The sequence below is a fragment of the Rhizobium croatiense genome (assembly GCF_019793465.1).
Lineage (GTDB): Bacteria > Pseudomonadota > Alphaproteobacteria > Rhizobiales > Rhizobiaceae > Rhizobium > Rhizobium croatiense.
Genome location: NZ_JAILYJ010000002.1, coordinates 43,179 through 69,223, shown reverse-complemented (window position 1 = coordinate 69,223; position 26,045 = coordinate 43,179). Strand labels below are relative to the sequence as shown.

Genomic DNA, 26,045 nt, shown 5'->3' with positions numbered 1-26,045 from the left:
CGCGCTATAAATAGGATGTGGCGGTTTATTGTTTAAGAGGGCTCGGATCGCGGCGCAGTCCGCAACGCGGCGATCGACATTCGCAAGGCGGCTCATGACGGCGGTGCTTGTCGCCGGCTGTGTTCTGCCTGGTGTCGCTGGTTCGGCCGAGACGAGAGATCCGCTGCTTGCCTACGGCGCGCGCATCATCGGCGACGACGCCAGAACACGTATTGTCATCGATTTCGACCGAGAACCGCGGTTCTCCGTTCACTATATCGCCAATCCTGAGCGCATCGTCGTCGACCTGCCGGCGACCGCCTTCGGCTTTCCGGGCAAGGATCTGACCGCCCACGGCCTCTTCAGGGACATCCGCTACGGCAAGATGGACGAGGAGAGCGCCCGCATCGTGCTGACAGCGGCACGGCCGGTGAAGCTTTCCCTCGCCAAGGTGCAGGCCGACGAGGCCGGCAAGGGGCATCGGCTGGTGCTTGAGGCCGAGATGATCGACAAGCAGGCCTTTGCCGAACTGGTCAAGACGCAATCATGGAGCGACCGGGCCTGGAACGATCGGGACGCCGCGGCCCAGACGACGAGCGCCATTCCCGCACCTGCGAAAACCGCCCCCGGGGATTTCGTCATCGCCGTGGACGCCGGCCATGGCGGCATTGATACCGGCGCGATCGGCGTCGATACCAAGACCGAGGAAAAGCAGGTGACGCTCGCCTTCGCCAAGGCTCTGGCCGACCGGCTGAACAAGGAGCCGGGCATCAAAGCCTTCCTGACGCGCAATGACGATGAGTTCCTGTCGCTTTCCCAGCGCGTGCTGATTGCCCGCCAGAACCATGCCGGCCTGTTTATTTCGCTGCATGCCGACACGCTGAAGCAGAAGGATATCCGCGGCGCGACGGTCTATACGATCTCGGACAAGGCCTCCGACAAGCTCGCCGCCGACCTTGCCGAACGCGAGAACCTTTCCGACCAGATCGCCGGCAAGGAGACGGTCGCCGAGCCTCCCGAGGTCGCCGACATCCTGCTCGACCTGACGCGGCGCGAGACGCAGGCCTTCTCGATCTCGCTGGCCGAGAGCGTGCTGAATTCATTCAAGGATCAGGTCGGTACCATCAACAATCCGCACCGCCATGCCGGGTTCCGCGTGCTGCAGGCCCCCGACGTGCCGTCGATCCTGCTCGAGCTGGGATTCCTCTCGAATGCCGAGGATGAGAAACGGCTGCTCGATGAGAGCTGGCGCGGCAAGATAGCCGATCTGCTGACCGACGCCGTGAAGCGGTATCGCAGCGGTGTCGTTGCAAATGGCGGGTGATGCGTGCATCAGTTGAAAGTGTTACAGTGTCGCTTGCGTCTATGAAAGACGCGCGGTCAGGGCGCCGGCCGGTAGATTGAGGTCGATACCCGTAAAAACAAAGAGTTGAGTGCGCCGCTTGAATCAATTTCGAGCCGCGCGCTCCGGATTGGCGGCGGGCAGGGGCGTTGCTTGGATGTGACAGTTCCGATGAAACGCGGCCGCAGCGATGAATGCGGCGGGCAGGGCCCTATTTTGCTCACATTCACGCCGTTACTCCGGCCTATGTTTCACAGCCTGAAGCGCGGAATCGGCTTGTAGCGGTAGCGCTCATGGAGTAAGCCGCGCGCAACGTGCAAATTGCCTTGATCTGTGCAATCGTTGCGTCTGTGCCGATTGAAGATCGAAGAGACCGGTAGCTGAAAATATGGTTAGACTTCTTGGATATTTCTTCGGAATGGCCTGCGTCCTGTTTCTGGTCGCGGCGGCGGGTATTGCCATCTATCTCGCCAATGTCGCGAAGGATCTCCCGGACTATGCCGTTCTGAACAGCTACGCGCCGCCGGTGACGACGCGCGTGCATGCCGGCAACGGCGCTTTGATGGCTGAATATGCCAAGGAAAAGCGTCTCTTCCTACCAATCCAGGCCGTCCCCGACCGCGTCAAGGCTGCTTTTCTGTCGGCCGAAGACAAGAATTTCTACAACCATCCGGGCGTCGACCTGACCGGCCTCGGCCGGGCAATCCTCGTCAATCTGCAGAATTTCGGTTCCGGCCGCCGCCCGGTCGGCGCATCCACGATCACCCAGCAGGTGGCCAAGAATTTCCTTTTGAGCTCGGATCAGACGATCGACCGCAAGATCAAGGAAGCAATTCTCTCCTTCCGCATCGAGCAGGCCTACAGCAAGGACAAGATTCTCGAGCTCTACCTGAACGAGATATTTTTCGGCCTGAATTCCTACGGCATCGCTGGCGCCGCGCTCACCTATTTCAACAAATCCGTTACCGAACTGACCGTTGCCGAAGCCGCCTATCTGGCATCGCTGCCGAAAGGTCCGGCCAATTATCATCCTTTCCGCCATCCCGAAGCTGCGCTCGAGCGCCGCAACTGGGTGATCGACCGCATGGTCGAGAACGGCTATGTCAGCCAGAGCGACGGCGCGGACGCCAAGAAGCAGCCGCTCGGCGTGACCGCCCGCAGCACTGGCCCCTCGCTCTTCGCGTCCGACTTTTTCGCGGAAGCCGTGCGCCGTCAGTTGATCGATCAGTATGGCGAGAAGGTCCTCTACGAGGGCGGCCTTTCGGTGCGCACCTCGCTCGATCCGCAGATGCAGCTTGCCGCCCGCAAGGCGCTGCAGGATGGACTCGTGACCTATGACGAGCGCCGCGGGTTCCATGGGCCCATCAAGCAGATCGATGCAAGCGGTGACTGGGGCAAGGCGCTCGCCGATGTCCCCGCGCTGTCCGACGTGCCGGAATGGCGCCTCGCCGTCGTGCTCGCCGCATCGGATAGCAATGTCGACATCGGCCTGCAGCCGGCCAAGGACGGCAGCGGCAAGGTCGCGGCCGACCGGCAGCGCGGCACGATAGACGCCAAGAACATGCAATGGGCCTACCGTTCGGCGGACGGCTCGCGCAAGACCGCAAAAACGCCGGCCGGCGTCTTGAACCCGGGCGACGTCGTCTATGTCGAGAAGCTCGGCGACGAGGCGTCGACCTCCTATCGCCTGCGCCAGCCGCCGAAGGTGCAGGGTGGCCTGGTCGCCATGGATCCGAAGACCGGCCGCGTGCTCGCCATGGTCGGCGGCTTCTCCTATGCCCAGTCCGAATTCAACCGCGCCACCCAGGCGATGCGCCAGCCTGGCTCGTCGTTCAAGCCTTTCGTCTATGCGGCGGCGATGGACAATGGTTATACGCCGGCGTCCGTCATCATGGACGCGCCGATCGAAATCGTCTCGGGCGGCCAGGTCTGGAGGCCGGAAAACTACGGCGGCGAATCCGGCGGCCCGTCGACACTGCGTTCGGGCATCGAGCATTCGCGCAACCTGATGACGGTGCGCCTCGCCAACGATCTCGGCATGAACATCGTTGCCGAATATGCCGAACGCTTCGGCATCTACGATCACATGCTGCCGGTTCTCTCCATGTCGCTCGGCGCCGGCGATACGACGGTGCTGCGTATGGTCTCGGCCTATTCGGTCATCGCCAATGGCGGCAAGCAGATCAAGCCGACCCTGATCGACCGAATCCAGGACCGCTACGGCAAGACGATCTTCAAGCATGAGGAGCGTCTGTGCGAGGGCTGCAATGCCAGCGACTGGCAGAACCAGGAAGAGCCGAATGTCGTCGACAACCGCGAAACTGTTCTCGACCCGATGACCGCCTATCAGATCACCTCGATGATGCAGGGCGTCATTCAGCGCGGCACCGCGGCCGGCAAGATCGATCTCGGCGGCCGCGACGTCGCCGGCAAGACCGGCACCACCAACGACGAGAAGGATGCCTGGTTCGTCGGCTTCACGCCGGATCTGGTCGCCGGCCTTTATATGGGCTTCGATACGCCGGGCCCGCTCGGCCGCGGCGGCACCGGCGGCGGTCTCTCCGCCCCGATCTTCAACGAATTCATGCAGGCCGCCGTCAAGGACACGCCGGAATCGAAGTTCGTCATTCCGCCGGGCATGAACTTGATCCCGATCGACCGCAAGACCGGCATGGCCGCCGTCGACGGCGATCCGAACACCATCATCGAGGCCTTCAAGCCCGGCACCGGCCCGGCCGACAGCTTCAACGTCATCGGCATGGACAGCACCATGGCTCCGGAAGAGATCCTGAAGACCTCGCCGCAGGCAAACCAGGCCGTCCAGACCGGCACGCCCGGCCTGTTCTGACCATCGCCGGATTTTGAACGCCCGCCGCGGCTCTTTACATCCGCGGCGGGCGTCTCTATTCACCAGCATCTGAAAAGACAGTTACGGAAAAGCAGGAAAATGCGAGCCGAAATCGAAAACGTGGTCGATGAAACCAAGCAGGCTATCACCCTGCTGAGGAGGCATCTTTGACTGGGACCAGGCGATAAGACGACTGGACTGGTTGAACAACAAGGCAGAGGATCCGAACCTCTGGAACGACGCCACCGAAGCGCAGAAGCTGATGCGCGAGCGCCAGCAGCTGGATGACGGCATCAACGGCGTCAAGCAGCTCGAACAGCAGCTCAACGACAATATCGAGTTGATCGAGCTCGGCGAGGAAGAGGGCGACCAGAGTGTCGTCAAGGAAGCCGAAGACACGCTGAAGGCCCTGAAGGCCGAGGCTGCGCGCCGCCAGGTGGAGGCGATGCTCTCCGGCGAAGCCGACGGCAACGACACCTATCTTGAAGTCCATTCCGGCGCCGGCGGCACCGAAAGCCAGGACTGGGCGAACATGCTGCTGCGCATGTACACCCGCTGGGCCGAACGCCAGCGCTTCAAGGTCGAGCTTCTCGAAGTTCACGACGGCGAAGAGGCGGGCATCAAGTCCGCCACCTTGCTCGTCAAGGGGCACAATGCCTATGGCTGGCTGAAGACGGAATCGGGCGTGCACCGTCTGGTGCGCATCTCGCCTTACGACAGCAATGCGCGTCGCCACACCTCCTTCTCGTCGATCTGGGTCTATCCCGTGGTCGACGACTCGATCCAGATCGAGATCAACGAAGGCGATTGCCGCATCGACACCTATCGCTCTTCGGGCGCCGGCGGCCAGCACGTCAACACCACCGACTCGGCCGTGCGCATTACCCATATCCCGACCGGCATCGTCGTGCAGTGCCAGCAGGAACGGTCGCAGCACAAGAACCGCGCCAAGGCCTGGGACATGCTGCGCGCCCGCATGTATGAAGCGGAACTGAAGAAGCGCGAGGACGCCGCCAACGCCGAAGCCGCCTCCAAGACGGATATCGGCTGGGGCCACCAAATCCGCTCCTACGTGCTGCAGCCCTACCAGCTGGTCAAGGACCTGCGCACCGGCGTCGCCAGCAGCGCACCGGACGATGTGCTGGACGGCGATCTGAACGAATTCATGGAAGCGGCCCTTGCTCACCGCATCAGCGGCGCCGCCGACGCGGTCGTCGAGGATGTCGACTGACAGGCAGCAGCGAGATCGAATGATAAGAAGGCCCCGGAGACGGGGCCTTCTTCGTTCAGGCGATTGCGCGCATGTCACCGCCCTGAAACAGCGCTGCCGACAGATCGGCAGTTTCGTCATGAATGGCTGCGCGCTCGATATCAGGGGGATCGGTAAAGAGGTCGGCCGCAAAGGCAAAGCCTAATCCCGTGCCCTCCGGTACGAAGACATAATGCCCGAGGCCGCCGCTGAAGATCTTCAACGCGCTGCGCGCCAGCCGCGCATGCAGCCATGCAGAACATTCCTCGGCCGGTGCGGCCCTGTCGGCATCGCCGACCAGGATAAAAACGGGTGTCTCGACCGTTTTCAGACTATCCTCGCTGAAACCGAGAACGGAGCGACCCGGCGCGCAGAGGAGCGCGGCCTTGATCCTGTCGTCACGATAGGATTGCGACATGCGGGACCAGGACTGGCGAAACACATCGCTCTCACGCAGCAACGAGGGGATATGATCGGCAAGGTCGGGAAATTCCCTTGGGCCGCGCGGCCCACCCGGTTTCAGCCTCGACGGTTCGAACTGCGAGAACCGGGCGACGGCGCCGAGAAGTAGCATGACACTATAGGCTCCGGCCGAAAATCCGGCCGCAAAAGCACGGGTTGTATCGATCCGGCCGGCGAGATCGCCGAGCCAGTCGCGACTGCGGTCCAGCATCAGGCTTAGGTCCGGCGCCCGTTCCCAGAGACAGGCAAACCCTTCGGCGCGGTAGGGTTCGACGCCGGTATTGCCGTGATGGTTGACGCCGAGCGCAACAAATCCGCGCTCGACCAGGCGCCGCGCCAGCCATTCCAGCCCCGCCGCCGATCCGCCGGTGCCGTGCGACAGCAGGACTAGGGGATAAGGTCTGCTTGCCGGCCGAATCGGCGCGTCGCGGGCGACCGCCGCCTTGCGAAACCAGCTTCGTTCCCGAATGTCGCTTTCCCGCGCGTCATCGGCAGCCGGATACCACAGAGACCAGCTGACAGGCCTCGGGCTGGCTGCGTCCCAGTCCGGTCTTTGGTCGTCGTAAAGTACCCCGTCACGAAAGCCGAGTTTCATCGTCCAAGCCTGTGCAAACAGCGTGCCGCTGTTCAATTGGTCGCTTTCTCGATGGTGATGTCACCGAGTTCGTCGATCAGCACCGTCCAGCCATCCGGCTCGGCCGCCGGGTCGGTCTTCAGATAGATGGTGGCGAAGAGGCCGGGTTGCTTGCTGATGCCGCTCGAATTCTCCGGGCGTATATCGGTCACGTAGGGCTTCAGGTCGCTGATCTCCTGAAGCTCGATGTTCGAGGCGATCGCCGGGCCGGTCTCCGTTTGGGCAATCTGCTGCAGATAGACCTTCGAGGTCCGATCCGGCTGGCGCACGGCAAAGAGCTTGTAGTAGCCGTGGCGCTTTCCCTGAGGGGCGGAAACATTCTCGGCGGCGGAAGGCGCCCGCTCGATATCAGGTGCGTTGCCGTCGTCCTCCCAGTAGCCGGTGCTGGTGGCAAAGATCACCGAAGCCGGCAGGATGGCGTCCTGAGCGGGAGCGGCGATGGCGGCCGAGCATCCGACGAGGAAAATCGTGGTCATCAATATCCGTCGCATTGCCATCGTCTCAATCCTTGAACTGCTCGGCGAGAATACGGTCGGACCAGGAGCGGTCGGGATCGGAGAGGATGCGCGCCGTCATATGCTCCGACTGGGCGATGCGGACATGCAGCACCGACTTGACCTCGGTATTGTCGGCGACCGCATTCACCGGCCGCTTCACCGGCTCGAGCACGTCGATATCGACGGTCACCTTGTTGGGAAGCAGAGCCCCCCGCCAGCGCCGCGGCCTGAAAGCGCTGACCGGTGTCATGGCGAGCAGCGGCGCCTCGAGCGGCAGGATCGGGCCATGGGCGGAAAGATTGTAGGCCGTCGATCCGGCTGGAGTGGCCACCATCAGCCCGTCGCAGATCAGCTCCTCCAGGCGCACGTGCCCGTCGACCACGACCCTGAGATTGGCGGCCTGATAAGACTGGCGGAACAGATAGACCTCATTAATGGCAAGGGCCGTCGAATTGGTGCCGTCGGCATTGGCCGTCGTCATCTTCAGCGGCCGGAAGGCGTTTTCGACGGCGACGCAGATGCGCTCCTGAAGCCGTTCCGTGCTGTAGTCGTTCATCAGGAAACCGACCGAGCCGCGATTCATCCCGTAGACCAGCTTGCCGGAGTTCATGGTGCTGTGCAGCGTCTGCAGCATGAACCCATCGCCGCCGAGCGCGACGATAACGTCCGCCTTGTCCTGCGGCACGTCGCCATAGATGCGAATCAGCTCTTCGCGCGCGGCGAGCGCCTCCATCGTCGGCGAGGCGATAAACGAAAGCGTCTGAAATGAACGGCCCATGTAATGCCCTTTGTGAAGCTGCTCTAGCTAAAGGATAAAAGGCCGTTGCGACAAGGCCGATTTGCACGGCCCGGCGTTTTGGCGCCAAGCCGGACCGTCCGCAGGGATCGGATTTTCCTTTACAGGATCGCAGAATCTGTTAGTTGGGCAGCTATTGCCCTTGTAGCTCAGTTGGTAGAGCACCTGATTTGTAATCAGGGGGTCGCGGGTTCGAACCCTGCCGGGGGCACCAGCCTATTTTTCGATACGCTGTCCCTCGATGAACCCTGGCTGAAGGACTGCTTCAGCGGCAGTTCAGCCGCTCCGGGACATTGTCTCCTCATCATCAATGAGGAAGCAGCCATGAAGCTCGCACACATTATTCTCACCGCCACCATTGCCGCCGGTGCGGCTTTTGCCTCCGTCGCACCTGCTTCCGCCATGCCGGCCGAACGGCCCGGGATGACGGCGCAGGGAGATGTCGTCCAAATTCGCGACAGCTGGCGAGGCGATCGTTGGCGTGATGACGGTGACTGGCGTGGCGACCGTGGCTGGCGCGATCGGCGCGATTGGCGCCGCTCCGACTGGCGCGATGATGACCGCCGCTGGCGGCGGTGGCGTGCCGAGCGGTGGCAGGAACGCCGCGAGTGGCGCTATCGCGATCGCGATGTCCCCTTCTGGCTCTATCGCGGCTGAGCGCCGTTGCGAATCGCCCAGGCCGTCAGCTCAATGGGGGCCTGGCTCGTTGACGCTTGCCTCGATCCTGTCGCTCTTGCCGGTTTGGCCGGCGCCGGAAGGCGACAGGATTGCGATGCTGAGAACGGAGGCGACCATGAAGGCGACGACGGCGATCATTATGCGCATGAGCGTTCAATCCTCGTTCGGTTGGGGATGAACGCGCAATCGCCGTCCGGCGTTCCTCTCGGCCTATTGCACCGGTCCCGGCGTCGCGGGGCCGGGTGTCATCGGCGACAAAGGATCGGGCTGGTGGACCGGATGCGAGGTGTCCACCCAGATGATGCTGAGGATGATTCCCACAAAGACCGCGATGAACAGGATACCGAAAATCAGCGGTCGAATGGCCATGATGGGGATCACTCCTTCTTGCTTGTGACCGGTCGCTACGATCGATCGCCGCCCGATCATAGTGCTCCAGAAGGTCATTCCAAGGCAAAAGTGGATTTCTCCTGTCTAATGCATGTCGCCTGGAAGTGTACACCGGTTCCGGGACAACGACATGCATAAAGAAGGGCTAGACCGCGTCGCGGCGCACGACTGAAAGCGGCTTGCCGCCTTCTTCCCTGGACTTGTCGAAATTGCCGTCGGCGCGCATGTGGAAGCCAAGCGACGCACCGTCATAGCTCATCAGCGTCAGCCTGCCGCGGCCCATGGCCAGCCTATGCCTTTAAGTAAAGCCGCGCCGCGTAAAGCGCGATCGCCGCCGCATTCGACACGTTCAGCGATTTGATCGCGCCCGGCATGTCGAGGCGGGCGAGCGCGGTCACGGTCTCACGTGTTTTCTGCCTGAGCCCCTTGCCCTCCGAGCCGAGCACCAGTGCCACCTTGTCGCCCGAAAACGTGCCTTCGAGCGGCGCCGGCCCTTCCGAATCGAGGCCGATGGTGGAGAAACCGAGCTTGTGCAATTCGCCAAGCGCATCGGCGAGATTGGTGATCTGTATATAGGGGATCAGTTCGAGCGCGCCGGAGGCGGACTTGGCGAGCACGCCCGACTCGGTCGGGCTATGTCTCTGGGTGGTGATCACCGCCCCGGCATTGAAGGCGACCGCCGAGCGCATGATCGCGCCGACATTATGCGGATCGGTCACCTGGTCGAGGACGAGCAGGAGCGGGCTGTCCTTCAGCGCTTCGAGCCGGCGCACCGGCAGCGGCCGTGTCTCCAGTATGACCCCCTGATGGATCGCCTCGGGGCCGAGCACCTTGTCGATTTCGTGCGGCGAGACGATCTCGAAGGCAATGCCGAGTGTCTCGACGTCGATTTCAAGCCGCGCGAGCGCGTTCTGCGTCACGGAGAGTTTGATCTTCTTGCGCTCGGGATTGTCGAGCGCTGCGCGTACCGTATGCAGGCCGTAAAGATAGACCTGGTCGGGCGCCAACGCCGGCGGCTTCCAATCCTCGGGCCCACGCTTGCGCTTCTGCGGCTGGGGTGTCGGGATCTCGCCGCGTTCGCGCTTGGCGTCGCGGTGCGCACGCCTGAGATTGGCGTAATGCGTATCCTTGGCGGATGGGTCTGCTGCGGCCTTGCCGCCGGATTTCTTGTCTTTGCTCATGCGGCTTTATAGCTATGGCGTTGGCTGCCGCATAGGCTTTCTTTCATATGCCGACTTTCGGCGGCGAATGAAATTTTTCGTGTTTTTTCCGTTGTCATCGTGTTGACAGACGGAAATGCTCCGGTCATATACGCGGCGCAGACGACGGGCGGCAACGCTTCGAAGTCTGACGAACTTGGTCTAACGATCCGGACGAAAACTGGAGAGATGCCCGAGTGGTTAAAGGGGACGGACTGTAAATCCGTTGGCTCAGCCTACGTTGGTTCAAATCCAACTCTCTCCACCATTCGTCATCGGATCGGACCATCCCGCGGGTATAGCTCAATGGTAGAGCAGCAGCCTTCCAAGCTGAATACGCGGGTTCGATTCCCGCTACCCGCTCCAGTTTTCCGGAAGTCCGTTGATACGACCGCTGCCGCGGCGATGCCGATTATGTTTCGGACGCCGACAATGGCGGCGATCGTCTGGCAGGTGAGGGCGCTCGACGCCCAGCGTCCAGTGCTCTTCTCTTGTTGTGCAGGCAATTTTCTCTGGGATTTCAGCGATTTTTGAGGGGGCTGCGGCGAATCGCCTTGCAGGCGGCGAATTGTCTCCCATATGCGCCTTCACGCCAAGAATGGCGTCTGCAATTAAGTCTTGCGCAATTTCGCCGAAAGCCTTAAACGGCGGCACTAAACCGGTTCGCCGGGGCCACCATTTCGTTCACAGGAAGCATTCAAATGGCAAAGAGTAAGTTTGAGCGCAACAAGCCGCACGTCAACATTGGCACGATCGGCCACGTTGACCACGGCAAGACGTCTCTGACGGCAGCGATCACGAAGTACTTCGGTGAGTTCAAGGCGTACGACCAGATCGACGCGGCTCCGGAAGAGAAGGCGCGCGGCATCACCATCTCGACGGCGCATGTCGAATATGAGACGCCGGCCCGCCACTACGCGCACGTCGACTGCCCCGGCCATGCCGACTACGTGAAGAACATGATCACCGGTGCTGCCCAGATGGACGGCGCGATCCTGGTGTGCTCGGCCGCTGACGGCCCGATGCCGCAGACGCGCGAACACATTCTGCTGGCCCGCCAGGTTGGCGTTCCGGCGATCGTGGTGTTCCTGAACAAGGTCGACCAGGTTGACGACGCCGAACTGCTCGAACTGGTCGAGCTCGAAGTTCGCGAACTGCTGTCGTCCTACGACTTCCCGGGCGACGACATCCCGGTCGTCAAGGGTTCGGCGCTTGCCGCTCTTGAAGATAGCGACAAGAAGATCGGTGAAGACGCGATCCGCGAGCTGATGGCAGCGGTCGACGCCTACATCCCGACGCCTGAGCGTCCGATCGACCAGCCGTTCCTGATGCCGATCGAAGACGTGTTCTCGATCTCGGGCCGCGGCACGGTTGTGACCGGCCGCGTCGAGCGTGGCATTGTCAAGGTTGGCGAAGAAGTCGAGATCGTCGGCATCCGTCCGACCTCGAAGACGACGGTGACCGGCGTTGAAATGTTCCGCAAGCTGCTCGACCAGGGCCAGGCTGGCGACAACATCGGCGCGCTGGTTCGCGGTGTTAACCGTGACGGCGTCGAGCGTGGCCAGATCCTGTGCAAGCCGGGTTCGGTCAAGCCGCACAAGAAGTTCATGGCTGAAGCCTACATCCTGACGAAGGAAGAGGGCGGCCGCCATACGCCGTTCTTCACCAACTACCGTCCGCAGTTCTACTTCCGCACGACCGACGTGACCGGCATCGTCACGCTGCCGGAAGGCACGGAAATGGTCATGCCGGGCGACAACGTCACGGTTGCCGTCGAGCTGATCGTTCCGATCGCGATGGAAGAAAAGCTGCGCTTCGCGATCCGCGAAGGCGGCCGCACCGTCGGCGCCGGTATCGTTGCCTCGATCGTCGAGTAATCCTGGGATTACCTGCAATTCATGAAAAACCCCGCTGGCGACAGCGGGGTTTTTTCGTTTTGATGCCTGATCGACGGATTAACACGTGTTGTAAAAATATCGTTAAATAGGCCCGTCACAGTATTTTGTTCATCTCACGTTCAGAAACCGGTTTGTGATTGGCGCATTTTAGTTCAGACTCCTTCTTGTAGAGAGGAGAATTCGCATGATTCCAAAGGCCACATTTGTTGCGACGATATTCGCAATGTATGTTTTCACGATGTTTTTCATCGCTGCGATCCCGCAAGAGGTTGTTCAATCGGCCGGAGTACAGGTCGATGAGGTCAGTATCGTCAAGTGACCGCCCCGTAAATCATCGCCGGATTCGGCGGTGATTGGAAATGAATGATCAGGCGTCGGACGCAGGCGGCCTGATGAGGCGGGGGTGAACTCTCGCAGGACGCTCGCTTGCTCTTCGCGCGGAAGCGTCTAACTATGCCTCCGATCTCATGACGCGGAGGATATTCCATGAAAAAGCGGATCCTGTTCACGGGTGGTTCGGGCAAGGCGGGTCGTCATGCCGTGCCATGGCTCGTTAATGCCGGTTACGAGGTGCACAACCTCGATCTCGTGCCGCTGGACAGCCCCGGCGTCACCAATCTCATCGCCGACATCACCGATAGCGGTCAGGTCTTCAACGCGCTCTCCATGCATCGCGATTTTCCCGATCTCGACGCGGGCAGGGGCGTCCAGCCCTTCGATGCCGTCGTGCATTTCGCCGCCATCCCCCGCATCCTGATCAAGCCGGACAACGAGACCTTCCGCATCAACACGATGGGCACCTACAATGTCATCGAGGCGGCGGTGAAGCTCGGCATCCGGAAGATCATCGTCGCGTCGAGCGAGACGACCTACGGGGTTTGCTTCGCCGAGGGGCATCGCGATTTCCACCAGTTCCCGCTGGAGGAGGATTACGACGTCAATCCGATGGATTCCTATGGCCTTTCGAAAGTGGTCAACGAAAAGACGGCGCGCGCCTTCGCCGAGCGTTCGGGCTTCGACATTTATGCGCTGCGCATCGGCAACGTCATCGAGCCGCACGAATATGAGAGGTTTCCCACCTATTTCGCCCATCCCGAGATGCGCAAGCGCATCGCCTGGAGTTATATCGACGCCCGCGACCTCGGTCAGATCTGCCATCTCTGCATCGAGAAGGACGGCCTCGGCTACCAGGTGTTCAACGCCGCCAATGACACGGTCTCGGCCAACACGCCGTCGAGGGAGCTTGCGAAGCGATTCTTCCCGAATGTGCCCTTCACCCGCGAGATCGGCGAATATGAGGGCCTGCTTTCCAACCGCAGGATTCGCGAAGTGCTGGGCTTCAGGGAAGAGCACGACTGGCGGAAATATGTGAAGATCTGAGCGCTTGCCGACCATGCAATTGAAAGGCCGGTCGCTCGCAAATGAGCAGAACGGCTTTGAAAATCGAAAAACGTGCTTGCCAATCCGCCGCCGCCGTCTTAAAGGGAGCGCCATGCATTTCGGCAGTGATTTGCGGGTCTTGGCCCGGCGCTGAAGGAGAGGCATGAAGGGGTATAGCTCAGTTGGTAGAGCGGCGGTCTCCAAAACCGCAGGTCGGGGGTTCGAGCCCCTCTGCCCCTGCCATTTTCCTTGATAGGGACAGCGCGACTGTGCTTGCAGCCGTTCCGGCCGGGGATTGATCGGTGGCAACTAATTTCGTTAAACTTCGGTTTCCCTCTTGTGCATTCGGAAATCGGTGTTTATTTAGGGTTCAACAGACACGCGGTGCGTGGGGCTGATAGTTTCAGCTTTACGCGCCGTAATTGCGTGGGCAGTCGATGGCATCCAAATCCAATCCGTTTGCGTTTCTGCAGCAGGTTCGCTCCGAGACGTCCAAAGTTACATGGCCGTCGCGCCGCGAGACGATGATCTCGACGGTCATGGTGCTTGTGATGGTGGTGTTCGCCGCGTTGTTTTTCTTTGCTGCTGACCAGCTGATCGGCTGGGTTCTGAGCTTCGTGCTCAATACCGGCAACTGATACGGGTGGAGATGAAAATGGCGGCACGTTGGTACATCGTCCACGCGTATTCCAATTTTGAAAAGAAGGTGGCTGAGGACATCGAGAACAAGGCTCGCCAGAAGGGGCTTGAGCATCTGTTCGAGAAGATCCTCGTGCCGACCGAAAAGGTGGTGGAAGTGCGTCGCGGCCGCAAGGTCGACAGCGAGCGCAAGTTCTTCCCGGGTTATGTCCTCGTCCGCGCCAATCTGACGGATGAAGCCTACCACCTGATCAAGAATACGCCGAAGGTTACCGGCTTCCTCGGCTCCGATAATAAGCCCGTTCCGATTCCGGATTATGAAGCCGAGCGCATTCTCGGTCAGGTTCAGGAAGGTGTCGAGCGGCCGAAGGCCTCCATTACCTTCGAGATTGGCGAGCAGGTTCGCGTTTCCGACGGCCCGTTCGCTTCGTTCAACGGCACGGTTCAGGATGTGGACGAGGAACGTTCGCGCCTGAAGGTTGAGGTGTCGATCTTCGGCCGCGCGACGCCGGTCGAGCTGGAATACGCTCAGGTCGAGAAGGTCTGATTGCAAGAGATTGGAAGCTGGCCCTTGCGGCCTGTTTCCCGCGGACCTTGTCCGCATCCGCGTGGAAGGTGAGGGGTCTTAGCCGGACCCTAATGATCCGCACCACGCAACCGCAGCCGCCGGAGAGATCCGGCATCACGGGCCGGGCGACCGGTCGCTCATGAAAGGCAGAGAGATATGGCTAAGAAAGTTGCAGGCCAGCTCAAGCTTCAGGTCAAGGCAGGATCGGCAAACCCGTCCCCGCCGATTGGTCCGGCGCTTGGTCAGCGTGGCATTAACATCATGGAATTCTGCAAGGCGTTCAATGCCGCCACGCAGGAAATGGAAAAGGGCATGCCGATTCCGGTCGTCATCACCTATTACCAGGACAAGTCCTTCACCTTCGCGATGAAGCAGCCTCCGGTCAGCTACTGGCTGAAGAAGGAAGCGAAGATCACGTCCGGTTCCAAGACGCCCGGCAAGGGCGCCAAGGCGGGCTCCCTCACCAAGGCTCAGATCAAGTCGATCGCAGAAGCCAAGATGAAGGATCTGAATGCAGCGGATATCGAAGGTGCAATGGCGATGATCGAGGGCTCTGCCCGCGCCATGGGCCTGGAAGTGGTGGGTTAAGATCATGGCTGGCAAGCGCACGCAGAAGATCAACGAAGGTGTTGATCCCACCAAGCTTTACGCTCTGACCCAGGCCATCGGCATGGTCAAGGAACGGGCTGTCGCCAAGTTCGACGAAACCATTGAAGTTTCGATGAACCTCGGCGTCGACCCCCGCCATGCGGACCAGATGGTTCGCGGCGTCGTCAACCTGCCGAACGGCACCGGCCGTACGGTTCGTGTCGCCGTCTTCGCACGTGGCGTCAAGGCTGACGAAGCCAAGGCTGCCGGTGCCGATATCGTCGGCGCCGAAGAGCTCGTCGAAATCGTCCAGGGCGGCAAGATCGAATTCGATCGCTGCATCGCCACCCCCGACATGATGCCGCTCGTCGGTCGTCTTGGTAAGGTTCTCGGCCCGCGCGGCATGATGCCGAACCCGAAGGTCGGCACCGTTACCATGGATGTCGCCGGAGCCGTCAAGGCTTCCAAGGGCGGCGCTGTCGAGTTCCGCGTCGAGAAGGCTGGTATCGTCCATGCCGGTATCGGCAAGGCCTCTTTTGACGCCAAGGCTCTGGAAGAAAACATCCGCGCCTTCGCCGACGCCGTCATCAAGGCGAAGCCGGCTGGCGCCAAGGGCAACTACGTCAAGCGCGTGGCGATTTCCTCGACCATGGGCCCGGGCGTCAAGATCGAAGTCGGCTCGGTCACCGCACCGACCGCATAAGTTGATTGCCGGACCGCGGTTCGGTCACTGAATTTCCGGCCTCGCAAGGGGCCGGAATATTCCGGAGAAATCCGGAATCCTGTCCGAGATTGCAGGTGGTTTTCCCTTAATCACGTTGCCTGCATGAGACGGGTAAGACCCGAATTCATGAAGTTCGCTTCTAGAAACTCGGTTCGAGCCTTGGATGCCTTGTGCCTTCTTAGCCTTGATTGGCGCGGAAGCGCGGGGGGACAGGATCCTCAAGCGTCGCTTGGGATCTCGCATGATCCCGGGAGGCAAAAGGCAACCCGGCGGGCCCGTTTTCGGTCCCGCCAACTGGAGATAGGCAGTGGAAAGAGCGGAAAAACGCGAATTCGTCACGGAACTGAACGAAGTCTTCAAGGCTTCGGGCTCAGTTGTCGTGGCCCACTATGCTGGTGCCACAGTCGCGCAGATGAACGATTTTCGTTCGAAGATGCGCGCAGCTGGCGGTACCGTCAAAGTCGCGAAGAACCGCCTGGCCAAAATTGCCCTTCAGGGTACGGAAGCGGAAGGGATGTCGAATCTCTTCAAGGGTCAGACGCTGATTGCATACAGCACCGATCCGATCACCGCTCCGAAGGTCGTCATGGATTTCGCCAAGACCAACGACAAGATCGTTGTTCTGGGAGGCGCCATGGGAACAACCACGCTCAACGCCGATGCAGTCAAGTCGCTTGCGACCCTGCCTTCGCTCGATGAGCTGCGTGCGAAGCTGCTGGGCATGATCCAGACACCGGCTACCCGCATCGCTGGGGTTGTTGCAGCACCGGCAAGCCAGCTTGCCCGCGTGTTTGCGGCCTACGCCAAGAAGGACGAAGCCGCTTAAGGCGGTTTTTCGCTGTTTATAATCAACCGGTTCGAACCGAACAAAAGGAACTAGTAAAATGGCTGATCTCGCAAAGATCGTTGACGACCTCTCCTCGCTGACCGTTCTGGAAGCCGCAGAACTGTCGAAGCTTCTCGAAGAAAAGTGGGGCGTTTCCGCTGCTGCTCCGGTAGCTGTTGCTGCCGCTGCTGGCGGTGCTGGCGCTGCTGCTCCGGTCGAAGAAGAAAAGACCGAGTTCGACGTCATCCTCACGGATGCCGGCGCCAACAAGATCAATGTCATCAAGGAAGTCCGCGCCATCACCGGTCTCGGCCTCAAGGAAGCCAAGGACCTCGTCGAAGGCGCTCCGAAGGCTGTCAAGGAAGGCGTTTCCAAGGCTGAAGCCGCTGACATCAAGAAGAAGCTCGAAGACGCCGGCGCCAAGGCCGACGTTAAGTAAGCTTGAACTGCTTTTGGGAGGTGGCCTTTGCCGCCTCCCATTTGCCGTTTTTCTGAACGAATTACCCAAAAGCCGCGTCAAAACGGCTTTTGGGTAATGGGTTCTTCAAAAGGATAGTCTCGCACCGAGGGCAGCACAGCAATCCGAGCTGGGCGTTTTCGGGAGTCGGACGAGATTGAACTACCCATTGATTGACGGGGTCGACTGGCCATCGGTTCCCGTCCGTTGCAGGCCCGGGTGCAAGATTTTGAAGGAGCGACGATGGCTCAGACCCTTTCGTTCAACGGTCGCAGGCGCGTACGCAAGTTTTTTGGTAAGATCCCCGAAGTCGCAGAAATGCCGAACCTCATCGAGGTCCAGAAGGCGTCCTACGACCAGTTTCTGATGGTGGAAGAGCCGAAGGGCGGCCGGCCCGACGAGGGTCTTCAGGCCGTCTTCAAATCGGTTTTCCCGATCACCGATTTCTCCGGCGCCTCGATGCTGGAATTCGTATCCTACGAGTTCGAGCCGCCGAAGTTCGACGTCGACGAATGCCGCCAGCGCGACCTGACCTATGCCGCGCCGCTGAAGGTGACGCTGCGCCTCATCGTGTTCGATATCGACGAGGATACCGGCGCGAAGTCGATCAAGGACATCAAGGAACAGTCCGTCTACATGGGCGACATGCCGCTCATGACCAACAACGGCACGTTCATCGTCAACGGCACCGAGCGGGTCATCGTCTCGCAGATGCACCGTTCGCCGGGCGTCTTCTTCGACCATGACAAGGGCAAGAGCCATTCTTCCGGCAAGCTGCTCTTTGCTGCCCGCGTCATTCCCTATCGCGGCTCCTGGCTCGATATCGAATTTGACGCCAAGGACATCGTCTACGCCCGTATCGACCGCCGCCGCAAGATTCCGGTGACCTCGCTGCTGATGGCGCTCGGCATGGACGGCGAGGAAATCCTCGACACCTTCTACACGAAGTCGCTCTACAAGCGCGACGGCGAAGGCTGGCGCATTCCCTTCAAGCCGGAAACGCTGAAGGGTGCCAAGGCGATCACCGAGATGGTCGACGCCGATACCGGCGAAGTCGTCGTCGAAGCCGGCAAGAAGCTGACCCCGCGTCTGCTGCGCCAGCTGTCCGACAAGGGCCTGAAGGCGCTGAAGGCCGGCGACGACGATCTCTACGGCAATTACCTCGCCGAAGACATCGTCAACTACTCGACCGGTGAAATCTATCTCGAAGCTGGCGACGAGATCGACGAGAAGACGCTTGGCATTATCCTGTCGAACGGTTTCGACGAGATCCCGGTTCTCGGCATCGACCACATCAATGTCGGCGCCTATATCCGCAACACGCTTTCGGCCGACAAGAACGAGAACCGTCAGGACGCTCTGTTCGACATCTACCGCGTCATGCGTCCGGGTGAACCGCCGACCATGGAATCGGCCGAAGCCATGTTCAACTCGCTGTTCTTCGATGCGGAGCGTTACGACCTCTCCGCCGTCGGCCGCGTCAAGATGAACATGCGTCTCGACCTGACCGTCGAAGACACCGTCCGCATCCTGCGCAAGGACGACATCCTGGCCGTGGTCAAGATGCTGGTCGAACTGCGCGACGGCAAGGGCGAGATCGACGACATCGACAACCTCGGCAACCGCCGCGTCCGCTCGGTCGGCGAGCTGATGGAGAACCAGTACCGTCTCGGCCTGCTGCGCATGGAGCGAGCGATCAAGGAACGCATGTCCTCGATCGAGATTGATACGGTCATGCCGCAGGATCTGATCAACGCCAAGCCGGCTGCCGCAGCCGTACGCGAATTCTTCGGTTCCTCGCAGCTCTCGCAGTTCATGGACCAGGTCAACCCGCTCTCGGAAATCACCCACAAGCGCCGCCTTTCGGCTCTTGGCCCGGGCGGTCTGACCCGCGAGCGCGCCGGCTTCGAAGTCCGCGACGTGCATCCGACCCACTACGGCCGCATCTGCCCGATCGAAACGCCGGAAGGCCCGAACATCGGTCTGATCAACTCGCTTGCGACCTTTGCCCGCGTCAACAAGTACGGCTTCATCGAAAGCCCGTACCGCCGCATCGTCGACGGCAGGGTGACGAATGACGTGCTCTACCTCTCCGCCATGGAAGAGGCCAAGTACTACGTCGCCCAGGCCAACGCCGAGATGAACCCCGACGGCTCCTTCGTCGACGAATTCGTCGTCTGCCGTCACGCCGGCGAAGTCATGCTTGCGCCGCGCGACAGCATGAACTTGATGGACGTTTCGCCGAAGCAGGTCGTTTCGGTTGCTGCGGCACTCATCCCGTTCCTGGAAAACGACGACGCCAACCGCGCCCTCATGGGCTCGAACATGCAGCGTCAGGCCGTGCCGCTGCTGCGTGCCGAAGCCCCGTTCGTCGGGACCGGCATGGAGCCGGTCGTCGCCCGTGACTCCGGCGCCGCCATCGGCGCCCGCCGCGGCGGCGTGGTCGACCAGGTCGACGCGACGCGTATCGTTATCCGCGCCACCGAAGACCTCGAAGCCGGCAAGTCCGGCGTCGATATCTACCGCCTGCAGAAGTTCCAGCGTTCGAACCAGAACACCTGCGTCAACCAGCGTCCGCTGGTCACCGTCGGTGACGTCGTCAACCGCGGCGACATTCTCGCCGACGGTCCGTCGACCGATCTCGGCGACCTGGCGCTCGGCCGCAACGCGCTCGTCGCGTTCATGCCCTGGAACGGCTATAACTACGAAGACTCGATCCTGCTCTCCGAGCGTATCGTTGCCGACGACGTGTTCACCTCCATCCACATCGAAGAATTCGAAGTGATGGCGCGCGACACCAAGCTTGGTCCTGAGGAAATCACCCGCGACATTCCGAACGTTTCGGAAGAAGCGCTGAAGAACCTCGACGAAGCCGGCATCGTCTATATCGGCGCCGAAGTTCAGCCGGGCGATATCCTCGTCGGCAAGATCACGCCGAAGGGCGAAAGCCCGATGACGCCGGAAGAAAAGCTTCTGCGCGCCATCTTCGGCGAAAAGGCCTCCGACGTGCGCGACACCTCCATGCGCATGCCGCCCGGCACCTACGGCACGATCGTCGAAGTTCGCGTCTTCAACCGCCATGGCGTCGAGAAGGACGAGCGCGCGATGGCGATCGAGCGCGAAGAGATCGAGCGTCTTGCCAAGGACCGCGACGACGAGCAGGCGATTCTCGACCGTAACGTCTACGGCCGTCTGATCGACATGCTGCGCGGCCAGGTCTCGATTGCCGGCCCGAAGGGCTTCAAGAAGGGCACCGAGCTTTCGAACGCCGTCGTCTCCGAATATCCCCGCTCGCAGTGGTGGATGTTCGCGGTCGAGGACGAGAAGGTCCAGAGCGAGCTCGAAGCACTCCGCGGCCAGTACGACGAATCCAAGTCGCGCCTTGAACAGCGCTTCATGGACAAGGTCGAGAAGGTCCAGCGCGGCGATGAAATGCCTCCTGGTGTCATGAAGATGGTCAAAGTCTTCGTCGCCGTGAAGCGCAAGATCCAGCCGGGCGACAAGATGGCCGGCCGTCACGGGAACAAGGGCGTGGTCTCGCGCATTGTGCCTGTCGAGGATATGCCGTTCCTTGAAGACGGCACGCATGTCGACGTCGTCCTGAACCCGCTCGGCGTGCCTTCGCGCATGAACGTCGGACAGATCCTGGAAACGCACTTGGGCTGGGCTTGCGCCGGCATGGGTCGCCAGATCGGCGAATTGATCGAAGCCTACAAGGCGAACGGCAACATCGAGCCGCTGCGCAAGACCATCGGCGATGTCGTCGGTGCCGGTCCGAAGGCCGAGCAGGTGCACGAATTCGACGATGATTCGGTTCTGCGTCTCGCCGACCAGTGGAAGCGCGGCGTTTCGATTGCAACGCCTGTCTTCGACGGTGCCAACGAAGGCGACGTCAACGACATGCTGCGTCTGGCGGGTCTCAAGGATACCGGCCAGTCGACGCTCTATGACGGTCGTACCGGCGAGCAGTTCGACCGCCAGGTCACGGTGGGCTACATCTACATGCTGAAGCTCAACCACCTGGTTGACGACAAGATCCATGCCCGCTCGATCGGTCCTTACTCGCTCGTCACCCAGCAGCCGCTGGGCGGCAAGGCGCAGTTCGGCGGTCAGCGCTTCGGCGAAATGGAAGTCTGGGCGCTCGAAGCTTACGGCGCGGCCTACACGCTGCAGGAAATGCTGACGGTGAAGTCGGACGACGTCGCCGGCCGCACCAAGGTCTACGAAGCCATCGTCCGTGGAGACGACACGTTCGAAGCCGGTATTCCGGAAAGCTTCAACGTTCTCGTCAAGGAAATGCGCTCGCTGGGCCTCAGCGTCGAGCTTGAGAACACCAAGCTTGACGAAGCGCAGGCAAACCAGCTGCCCGACGCGGCCGAGTAAGCATTGATAGGGCGTGCGCTGCCATGCGGCGCACGCCGGTCCCGCCGGACGCCGCATCCATGTCGGCCCGGAAGGGAAGTTTCGCCGCATCTTGCGGTTATTCTCGTTTAAGCGAGGGAGGCGGCTCTCGGGAAATTGCCGCTGACCATCGCATTTTGAGGGCGCTTTAGCCCATGAAGGAGACAGGCATGAACCAAGAGGTCATGAATCTTTTCAATCCGCAGGTGCCTGCACAGAATTTCGATTCCATTCGGATTTCGATCGCGTCTCCGGAGAAGATCCTCTCCTGGTCCTACGGTGAGATCAAGAAGCCGGAAACCATCAACTACCGCACGTTCAAGCCGGAACGCGACGGTCTGTTCTGCGCGCGCATCTTCGGGCCGATCAAGGACTACGAATGCCTATGCGGCAAGTACAAGCGCATGAAGTACAAGGGCATCATCTGCGAAAAGTGCGGCGTCGAAGTCACGCTGTCGCGCGTTCGCCGTGAGCGCATGGGCCATATCGAGCTCGCCGCTCCCGTTGCCCACATCTGGTTCCTGAAGTCGCTGCCGTCACGCATTTCGACGCTGCTCGACATGACGCTGAAGGATGTCGAGCGCGTCCTCTACTTCGAAAACTACATTGTCACCGAGCCGGGCCTGACCGCTCTGAAGGAGCACCAGCTTCTCTCGGAAGAAGAATACATGCTCGCCGTCGACGAATACGGCGAAGACCAGTTCACCGCGATGATCGGCGCCGAGGCGATCTACGAGATGCTGGCCTCGATGAACCTCGAGAAGATCGCCGGCGACCTGCGCTCCGAGCTTGCCGACACCACGTCGGATCTCAAGCAGAAGAAGCTGATGAAGCGCTTGAAGATTGTCGAGAACTTCATGGAATCGGGCAACCGTCCGGAATGGATGATCATGAAGGTCGTTCCGGTCATTCCGCCGGATCTGCGTCCGCTGGTTCCGCTCGACGGCGGCCGTTTCGCGACGTCGGATCTGAACGATCTTTACCGCCGCGTCATCAACCGCAACAACCGTCTGAAGCGCCTGATCGAGCTTCGTGCGCCTGGCATCATCATCCGCAACGAAAAGCGTATGCTGCAGGAATCCGTTGACGCGCTGTTCGACAACGGCCGTCGCGGCCGCGTCATCACCGGCGCCAACAAGCGTCCGCTGAAGTCGCTCTCCGACATGCTGAAGGGCAAGCAGGGCCGCTTCCGCCAGAACCTGCTCGGCAAGCGCGTCGACTATTCCGGCCGTTCGGTCATCGTCACCGGTCCGGAACTGAAGCTGCACCAGTGCGGCCTGCCGAAGAAGATGGCGCTCGAGCTCTTCAAGCCGTTCATCTATGCCCGCCTCGACGCCAAGGGTTACTCCTCGACCGTCAAGCAGGCCAAGAAGCTGGTCGAAAAGGAAAAGCCGGAAGTCTGGGATATCCTCGACGAGGTCATCCGCGAGCATCCGGTTCTCTTGAACCGCGCACCGACGCTGCACCGCCTGGGCATCCAGGCCTTCGAACCTACCCTGGTCGAGGGCAAGGCGATCCAGCTGCATCCGCTCGTCTGCACGGCGTTCAACGCCGACTTCGATGGTGACCAGATGGCCGTTCACGTGCCGCTGTCGCTCGAAGCCCAGCTCGAAGCCCGCGTGCTGATGATGTCGACCAACAACATCCTGCATCCGGCCAACGGCGCGCCGATCATCGTTCCCTCGCAGGACATGGTTCTCGGCCTCTACTATCTGTCGATCCTCAATCAGAACGAGCCGGGCGAAGGCATGGCCTTCTCCGATCTCGGCGAGCTGCATCACGCCCTCGAAAGCAAGGTCGTGACGCTGCACACCAAGATCCGCGGCCGCTTCAAGTCGGTCGACGAGGATGGCAAGCCCTACTCGAAGATCTATGAGACGACGCCTGGCCGTCTGCTCATCGGCGAACTGCTGCCGAAGAACGGCAAGGTGCCCTTCGATATCTGCAACCAGGAAATGACCAAGAAGAACATCTCCAAGATGATCGACACGGTCTACCGCCATTGCGGCCAGAAGGACACGGTCATCTTCTGCGACCGCATCATGCAGCTCGGCTTCTCCCATGCCTGCCGCGCCGGCATTTCGTTCGGCAAGGACGACATGGTCATTCCGGATGCCAAGGCAAAGATCGTTGCCGACACCGAAAGCTTGGTGAAGGAATACGAGCAGCAGTACAATGACGGCCTGATCACCCAGGGCGAGAAGTACAACAAGGTTGTCGATGCCTGGGGCAAGGCCACCGAAAAGGTCGCCGAAGAGATGATGGCCCGCATTAAGGCGGTCGAATTCGATGAGAACACCGGCCGTCAGAAGCCGATGAACTCGATCTACATGATGAGCCACTCCGGTGCCCGCGGTTCTCCGAACCAGATGCGCCAGCTGGGCGGCATGCGTGGCCTCATGGCCAAGCCGTCGGGCGAAATCATCGAGACCCCGATCATCTCGAACTTCAAGGAAGGCCTGACCGTCAACGAGTACTTCAACTCGACCCACGGCGCCCGCAAGGGTCTGGCAGACACCGCCTTGAAGACCGCAAACTCCGGTTACCTGACCCGCCGTCTCGTTGACGTCGCGCAGGATTGCATCGTCACACATGTCGATTGCGGCACCGAAACCGGCCTCACCATGACCGCCATCGTCGATGCCGGTCAGGTCGTCGCCTCGCTCGGCGCCCGCATCCTCGGCCGTACGGCGCTCGACGACATCGATCATCCGATCACGGGCGAGCGTATTGTCGATGCCGGCAAGATGATCCTTGAGCCTGATGTCATCGAGATCGAGAAGGCCGGCATCCAGTCGATCCGGATCCGCTCGGCGCTGACCTGCGAAATCCAGACGGGCGTCTGCTCGGTCTGCTACGGCCGCGACCTGGCCCGTGGTACGCCGGTCAACATGGGCGAAGCCGTCGGCGTTATCGCCGCTCAGTCGATCGGTGAGCCGGGCACCCAGCTCACCATGCGTACCTTCCACCTTGGCGGTACGGCGACCGTGGTCGACCAGTCGTTCCTGGAAGCTTCGTACGAAGGTACGGTGCAGATCAAGAACCGCAACCTGCTGCGCAACTCCGAAGGCAGCCTCGTTGCCATGGGCCGCAACATGACCGTTCAGATTCTGGACGAGCGTGGTGTCGAGCGCTCCTCGCAGCGCGTCGCCTACGGTTCGAAGCTGCACGTCGATGAAGGCGATAAGGTCAAGCGCGGTCAGCGTCTGGCCGAGTGGGATCCGTATACCCGCCCGATGATGACGGAAGTGGCTGGTACGGTTCAGTTCGAGGATCTCGTCGATGGTCTCTCCGTTCTCGAAGCGACCGACGAATCCACCGGCATCACCAAGCGTCAGGTCATCGACTGGCGTTCGACCCCGCGCGGTTCGGACCTCAAGCCGGCGATCGTCATCAAGGACGCCAGCGGCAACGTCGCCAAGCTGTCGCGCGGCGGTGATGCACGCTTCCTGCTCTCGGTCGACGCCATCCTGTCGGTCGAGCCGGGCACGAAGGTCTCCCAGGGTGACGTTCTCGCCCGTTCGCCGCTCGAAAGCGCCAAGACCAAGGACATCACCGGTGGTCTGCCGCGTGTTGCCGAACTCTTCGAAGCGCGCCGTCCGAAAGATCACGCCATCATCGCTGAGATCGATGGTACGATCCGCCTCGGCCGCGACTACAAGAACAAGCGTCGCGTCATCATCGAGCCGGCGGAAGACGGTGTCGAGCCTGTCGAATACCTGATCCCGAAGGGCAAGCCCTTCCACCTTCAGGACGGCGACTATATCGAAAAGGGTGACTACATCCTCGACGGTAACCCGGCTCCGCACGACATCCTGGCGATCAAGGGCGTGGAGGCACTGGCTTCCTACCTCGTCAATGAAATCCAGGAAGTCTATCGTCTGCAGGGCGTTGTCATTAACGACAAGCACATCGAGGTGATCGTCCGTCAGATGCTGCAGAAGGTGGAAATCACCGACGCCGGCGACTCGACCTATATCGTCGGCGATAACGTCGACCGGATCGAGCTCGAGGACGTCAACGACCACCTGATCGAGCAGGGCAAGAAGCCTGCCCATGGCGATCCGGTTCTGCTCGGCATCACCAAGGCGTCGCTGCAGACCCCGTCCTTCATCTCGGCCGCATCCTTCCAGGAAACGACCAAGGTGCTGACGGAAGCGGCAATCGCCGGCAAGACCGACGGCCTGCAGGGTCTGAAGGAAAACGTCATCGTCGGCCGCCTCATCCCGGCCGGTACCGGCGGCACCATGACCCAGATCCGCCGTATCGCCACCTCGCGCGACGAGCTGATCCTCGAAGAGCGTCGCAAGGGCACCGGCGCAGCCGTTGCCACGCCGATGCTGCAGGACATGGCTGAAAAGGCTCCGGCCGCGGAATAACCGCGGCTGAAGTCCCGGGACTTAAGATACAAATTGAAAAACCGCCCGGAGCGATCCGGGCGGTTTTTTCATTTTGCTGTGCTCTGGTCGATCCGACGGGGAGGGGTGAAC

Annotated in this window: 21 protein-coding genes, 4 tRNA genes and 1 pseudogene; 19 read left to right on the top strand and 7 right to left on the bottom strand. The window is 61.0% G+C overall.

Going from position 1 to position 26,045, the window contains the following annotated elements:
• Positions 1 to 28: 28 nt before the first annotated feature.
• The 3 genes from K6M89_RS03095 to prfB all read left to right on the top strand — a co-directional run bounded on the left by K6M89_RS03095 (position 29) and on the right by prfB (position 5,400).
• The gene (locus K6M89_RS03095; protein WP_222138399.1) at positions 29 to 1,303 is read left to right on the top strand and encodes an N-acetylmuramoyl-L-alanine amidase; all 1,275 of its coding nucleotides are present in this window, start codon (positions 29 to 31) and stop codon (positions 1,301 to 1,303) included.
• Between the two features lie 406 nt (positions 1,304 to 1,709).
• Positions 1,710 to 4,169, top strand: a complete 2,460-nt coding sequence (locus tag K6M89_RS03090) for a penicillin-binding protein 1A (RefSeq protein WP_222138398.1) — start codon at positions 1,710 to 1,712, stop codon at positions 4,167 to 4,169.
• 99 nt (positions 4,170 to 4,268) lie between these two features.
• A protein-coding gene (gene prfB / locus K6M89_RS03085; protein ID WP_097581562.1) for a peptide chain release factor 2 occupies positions 4,269 to 5,400 on the top strand; the annotation gives its coding sequence in 2 pieces (ribosomal slippage) (positions 4,269 to 4,337 and positions 4,339 to 5,400; 1,131 coding nt in all).
• 55 nt (positions 5,401 to 5,455) lie between these two features.
• On the opposite strand, the gene K6M89_RS03080 is transcribed toward prfB, so the two are convergent.
• Genes K6M89_RS03080 through K6M89_RS03070 form a run of 3 tightly spaced genes read right to left on the bottom strand, consistent with a single transcriptional unit; the run spans position 5,456 to position 7,789 of the window.
• Complete coding sequence (locus tag K6M89_RS03080) at positions 5,456 to 6,475, bottom strand: alpha/beta hydrolase family protein (protein WP_222138706.1); 1,020 nt, start codon at positions 6,473 to 6,475, stop codon at positions 5,456 to 5,458.
• Positions 6,476 to 6,507: 32 nt separating this feature from the next.
• Positions 6,508 to 7,011 (bottom strand): hypothetical protein, encoded by a 504-nt coding sequence (locus K6M89_RS03075; RefSeq protein WP_222138397.1) that lies wholly within the window; start codon positions 7,009 to 7,011, stop codon positions 6,508 to 6,510.
• 4 nt (positions 7,012 to 7,015) lie between these two features.
• Positions 7,016 to 7,789, bottom strand: coding sequence for an NAD kinase (locus K6M89_RS03070; RefSeq protein WP_010059525.1), 774 nt, complete (start codon positions 7,787 to 7,789; stop codon positions 7,016 to 7,018).
• A 156-nt stretch (positions 7,790 to 7,945) separates the two neighbouring features.
• Between K6M89_RS03070 and K6M89_RS03065 the strand changes: the two genes are divergently transcribed.
• Together K6M89_RS03065 and K6M89_RS03060 are read left to right on the top strand one after the other, a co-directional pair.
• Positions 7,946 to 8,021: transfer RNA gene (locus K6M89_RS03065), tRNA-Thr, on the top strand.
• 110 nt (positions 8,022 to 8,131) lie between these two features.
• Entirely contained in the window at positions 8,132 to 8,464 is a 333-nt protein-coding gene (locus tag K6M89_RS03060; RefSeq protein ID WP_222138396.1) for a hypothetical protein, read from the top strand.
• A 30-nt stretch (positions 8,465 to 8,494) separates the two neighbouring features.
• Here the strand turns inward: K6M89_RS03060 and K6M89_RS03055 are convergent, their stop codons facing one another.
• The 4 genes and pseudogenes from K6M89_RS03055 to rlmB form a co-directional block, all read right to left on the bottom strand.
• On the bottom strand, positions 8,495 to 8,632 hold the full coding sequence (locus tag K6M89_RS03055; RefSeq protein WP_010028938.1) for a hypothetical protein: 138 nt from the start codon (positions 8,630 to 8,632) through the stop codon (positions 8,495 to 8,497).
• A gap of 63 nt (positions 8,633 to 8,695) precedes the next feature.
• The gene (locus K6M89_RS03050) at positions 8,696 to 8,854 is read right to left on the bottom strand and encodes a hypothetical protein (protein ID WP_222138395.1); all 159 of its coding nucleotides are present in this window, start codon (positions 8,852 to 8,854) and stop codon (positions 8,696 to 8,698) included.
• A gap of 166 nt (positions 8,855 to 9,020) precedes the next feature.
• Positions 9,021 to 9,143, bottom strand: a pseudogene (locus tag K6M89_RS03045) (metalloprotease); the annotation flags it as partial.
• 22 nt (positions 9,144 to 9,165) lie between these two features.
• A complete protein-coding gene (gene rlmB, locus K6M89_RS03040; protein WP_222138394.1) occupies positions 9,166 to 10,056 on the bottom strand; it encodes a 23S rRNA (guanosine(2251)-2'-O)-methyltransferase RlmB in 891 nt (296 codons plus the stop codon).
• A 201-nt stretch (positions 10,057 to 10,257) separates the two neighbouring features.
• Between rlmB and K6M89_RS03035 the strand changes: the two genes are divergently transcribed.
• The 14 genes from K6M89_RS03035 (at position 10,258) to rpoC (ending at position 25,934) form a co-directional block, all read left to right on the top strand.
• Positions 10,258 to 10,342 (top strand) — tRNA-Tyr (locus K6M89_RS03035).
• 24 nt (positions 10,343 to 10,366) lie between these two features.
• Positions 10,367 to 10,440 (top strand) — tRNA-Gly (locus K6M89_RS03030).
• 335 nt (positions 10,441 to 10,775) lie between these two features.
• On the top strand, positions 10,776 to 11,951 hold the full coding sequence (gene tuf / locus K6M89_RS03025; protein WP_092844923.1) for an elongation factor Tu: 1,176 nt from the start codon (positions 10,776 to 10,778) through the stop codon (positions 11,949 to 11,951).
• 205 nt (positions 11,952 to 12,156) lie between these two features.
• Positions 12,157 to 12,291, top strand: coding sequence for a hypothetical protein (locus K6M89_RS31450; protein ID WP_009996098.1), 135 nt, complete (start codon positions 12,157 to 12,159; stop codon positions 12,289 to 12,291).
• A 167-nt stretch (positions 12,292 to 12,458) separates the two neighbouring features.
• The gene (locus K6M89_RS03020; protein ID WP_222138393.1) at positions 12,459 to 13,352 is read left to right on the top strand and encodes an NAD-dependent epimerase/dehydratase family protein; all 894 of its coding nucleotides are present in this window, start codon (positions 12,459 to 12,461) and stop codon (positions 13,350 to 13,352) included.
• A gap of 167 nt (positions 13,353 to 13,519) precedes the next feature.
• A tRNA-Trp gene (locus K6M89_RS03015) sits at positions 13,520 to 13,595 on the top strand.
• A gap of 194 nt (positions 13,596 to 13,789) precedes the next feature.
• Positions 13,790 to 13,990: a preprotein translocase subunit SecE gene (gene secE / locus K6M89_RS03010; RefSeq protein ID WP_003573826.1), complete on the top strand. Its 201-nt coding sequence runs from the start codon at positions 13,790 to 13,792 to the stop codon at positions 13,988 to 13,990.
• 17 nt (positions 13,991 to 14,007) lie between these two features.
• Complete coding sequence (gene nusG, locus K6M89_RS03005) at positions 14,008 to 14,538, top strand: transcription termination/antitermination protein NusG (RefSeq protein ID WP_004669067.1); 531 nt, start codon at positions 14,008 to 14,010, stop codon at positions 14,536 to 14,538.
• A 177-nt stretch (positions 14,539 to 14,715) separates the two neighbouring features.
• Positions 14,716 to 15,147 carry a 50S ribosomal protein L11 gene (gene rplK / locus K6M89_RS03000; protein WP_003547518.1) on the top strand — a complete coding sequence of 144 codons (432 nt, stop codon included), beginning with the start codon at positions 14,716 to 14,718 and terminating at the stop codon, positions 15,145 to 15,147.
• A 4-nt stretch (positions 15,148 to 15,151) separates the two neighbouring features.
• A complete protein-coding gene (gene rplA, locus K6M89_RS02995) occupies positions 15,152 to 15,850 on the top strand; it encodes a 50S ribosomal protein L1 (protein ID WP_222138392.1) in 699 nt (232 codons plus the stop codon).
• 328 nt (positions 15,851 to 16,178) lie between these two features.
• Positions 16,179 to 16,697, top strand: a complete 519-nt coding sequence (gene rplJ / locus K6M89_RS02990) for a 50S ribosomal protein L10 (RefSeq protein WP_009994537.1) — start codon at positions 16,179 to 16,181, stop codon at positions 16,695 to 16,697.
• Positions 16,698 to 16,755: 58 nt separating this feature from the next.
• Positions 16,756 to 17,136 carry a 50S ribosomal protein L7/L12 gene (gene rplL / locus K6M89_RS02985; RefSeq protein WP_009994538.1) on the top strand — a complete coding sequence of 127 codons (381 nt, stop codon included), beginning with the start codon at positions 16,756 to 16,758 and terminating at the stop codon, positions 17,134 to 17,136.
• Positions 17,137 to 17,397: 261 nt separating this feature from the next.
• On the top strand, positions 17,398 to 21,537 hold the full coding sequence (gene rpoB / locus K6M89_RS02980; RefSeq protein WP_097584903.1) for a DNA-directed RNA polymerase subunit beta: 4,140 nt from the start codon (positions 17,398 to 17,400) through the stop codon (positions 21,535 to 21,537).
• A gap of 188 nt (positions 21,538 to 21,725) precedes the next feature.
• Positions 21,726 to 25,934: a DNA-directed RNA polymerase subunit beta' gene (rpoC, locus tag K6M89_RS02975; protein ID WP_097584905.1), complete on the top strand. Its 4,209-nt coding sequence runs from the start codon at positions 21,726 to 21,728 to the stop codon at positions 25,932 to 25,934.
• Positions 25,935 to 26,045 lie beyond the last annotated feature (111 nt).

What these genes read in the sequence shown, in the direction of transcription:
- K6M89_RS03090 (WP_222138398.1), top strand. Translation starts at nt 1,710, where the DNA reads ATGGTTAGACTTCTTGGATATTTCTTCGGAATGGCCTGCGTCCTGTTT.
- K6M89_RS03080 (WP_222138706.1), bottom strand. Translation starts at nt 6,475, where the DNA reads ATGAAACTCGGCTTTCGTGACGGGGTACTTTACGACGACCAAAGACCG.
- K6M89_RS03075 (WP_222138397.1), bottom strand. Translation starts at nt 7,011, where the DNA reads ATGGCAATGCGACGGATATTGATGACCACGATTTTCCTCGTCGGATGC.
- K6M89_RS03070 (WP_010059525.1), bottom strand. Translation starts at nt 7,789, where the DNA reads ATGGGCCGTTCATTTCAGACGCTTTCGTTTATCGCCTCGCCGACGATG.
- K6M89_RS03060 (WP_222138396.1), top strand. Translation starts at nt 8,132, where the DNA reads ATGAAGCTCGCACACATTATTCTCACCGCCACCATTGCCGCCGGTGCG.
- K6M89_RS03055 (WP_010028938.1), bottom strand. Translation starts at nt 8,632, where the DNA reads ATGCGCATAATGATCGCCGTCGTCGCCTTCATGGTCGCCTCCGTTCTC.
- K6M89_RS03050 (WP_222138395.1), bottom strand. Translation starts at nt 8,854, where the DNA reads ATGGCCATTCGACCGCTGATTTTCGGTATCCTGTTCATCGCGGTCTTT.
- rlmB (WP_222138394.1), bottom strand. Translation starts at nt 10,056, where the DNA reads ATGAGCAAAGACAAGAAATCCGGCGGCAAGGCCGCAGCAGACCCATCC.
- tuf (WP_092844923.1), top strand. Translation starts at nt 10,776, where the DNA reads ATGGCAAAGAGTAAGTTTGAGCGCAACAAGCCGCACGTCAACATTGGC.
- K6M89_RS31450 (WP_009996098.1), top strand. Translation starts at nt 12,157, where the DNA reads ATGATTCCAAAGGCCACATTTGTTGCGACGATATTCGCAATGTATGTT.
- K6M89_RS03020 (WP_222138393.1), top strand. Translation starts at nt 12,459, where the DNA reads ATGAAAAAGCGGATCCTGTTCACGGGTGGTTCGGGCAAGGCGGGTCGT.
- secE (WP_003573826.1), top strand. Translation starts at nt 13,790, where the DNA reads ATGGCATCCAAATCCAATCCGTTTGCGTTTCTGCAGCAGGTTCGCTCC.
- nusG (WP_004669067.1), top strand. Translation starts at nt 14,008, where the DNA reads ATGGCGGCACGTTGGTACATCGTCCACGCGTATTCCAATTTTGAAAAG.
- rplK (WP_003547518.1), top strand. Translation starts at nt 14,716, where the DNA reads ATGGCTAAGAAAGTTGCAGGCCAGCTCAAGCTTCAGGTCAAGGCAGGA.
- rplA (WP_222138392.1), top strand. Translation starts at nt 15,152, where the DNA reads ATGGCTGGCAAGCGCACGCAGAAGATCAACGAAGGTGTTGATCCCACC.
- rplL (WP_009994538.1), top strand. Translation starts at nt 16,756, where the DNA reads ATGGCTGATCTCGCAAAGATCGTTGACGACCTCTCCTCGCTGACCGTT.
- rpoB (WP_097584903.1), top strand. Translation starts at nt 17,398, where the DNA reads ATGGCTCAGACCCTTTCGTTCAACGGTCGCAGGCGCGTACGCAAGTTT.
- rpoC (WP_097584905.1), top strand. Translation starts at nt 21,726, where the DNA reads ATGAACCAAGAGGTCATGAATCTTTTCAATCCGCAGGTGCCTGCACAG.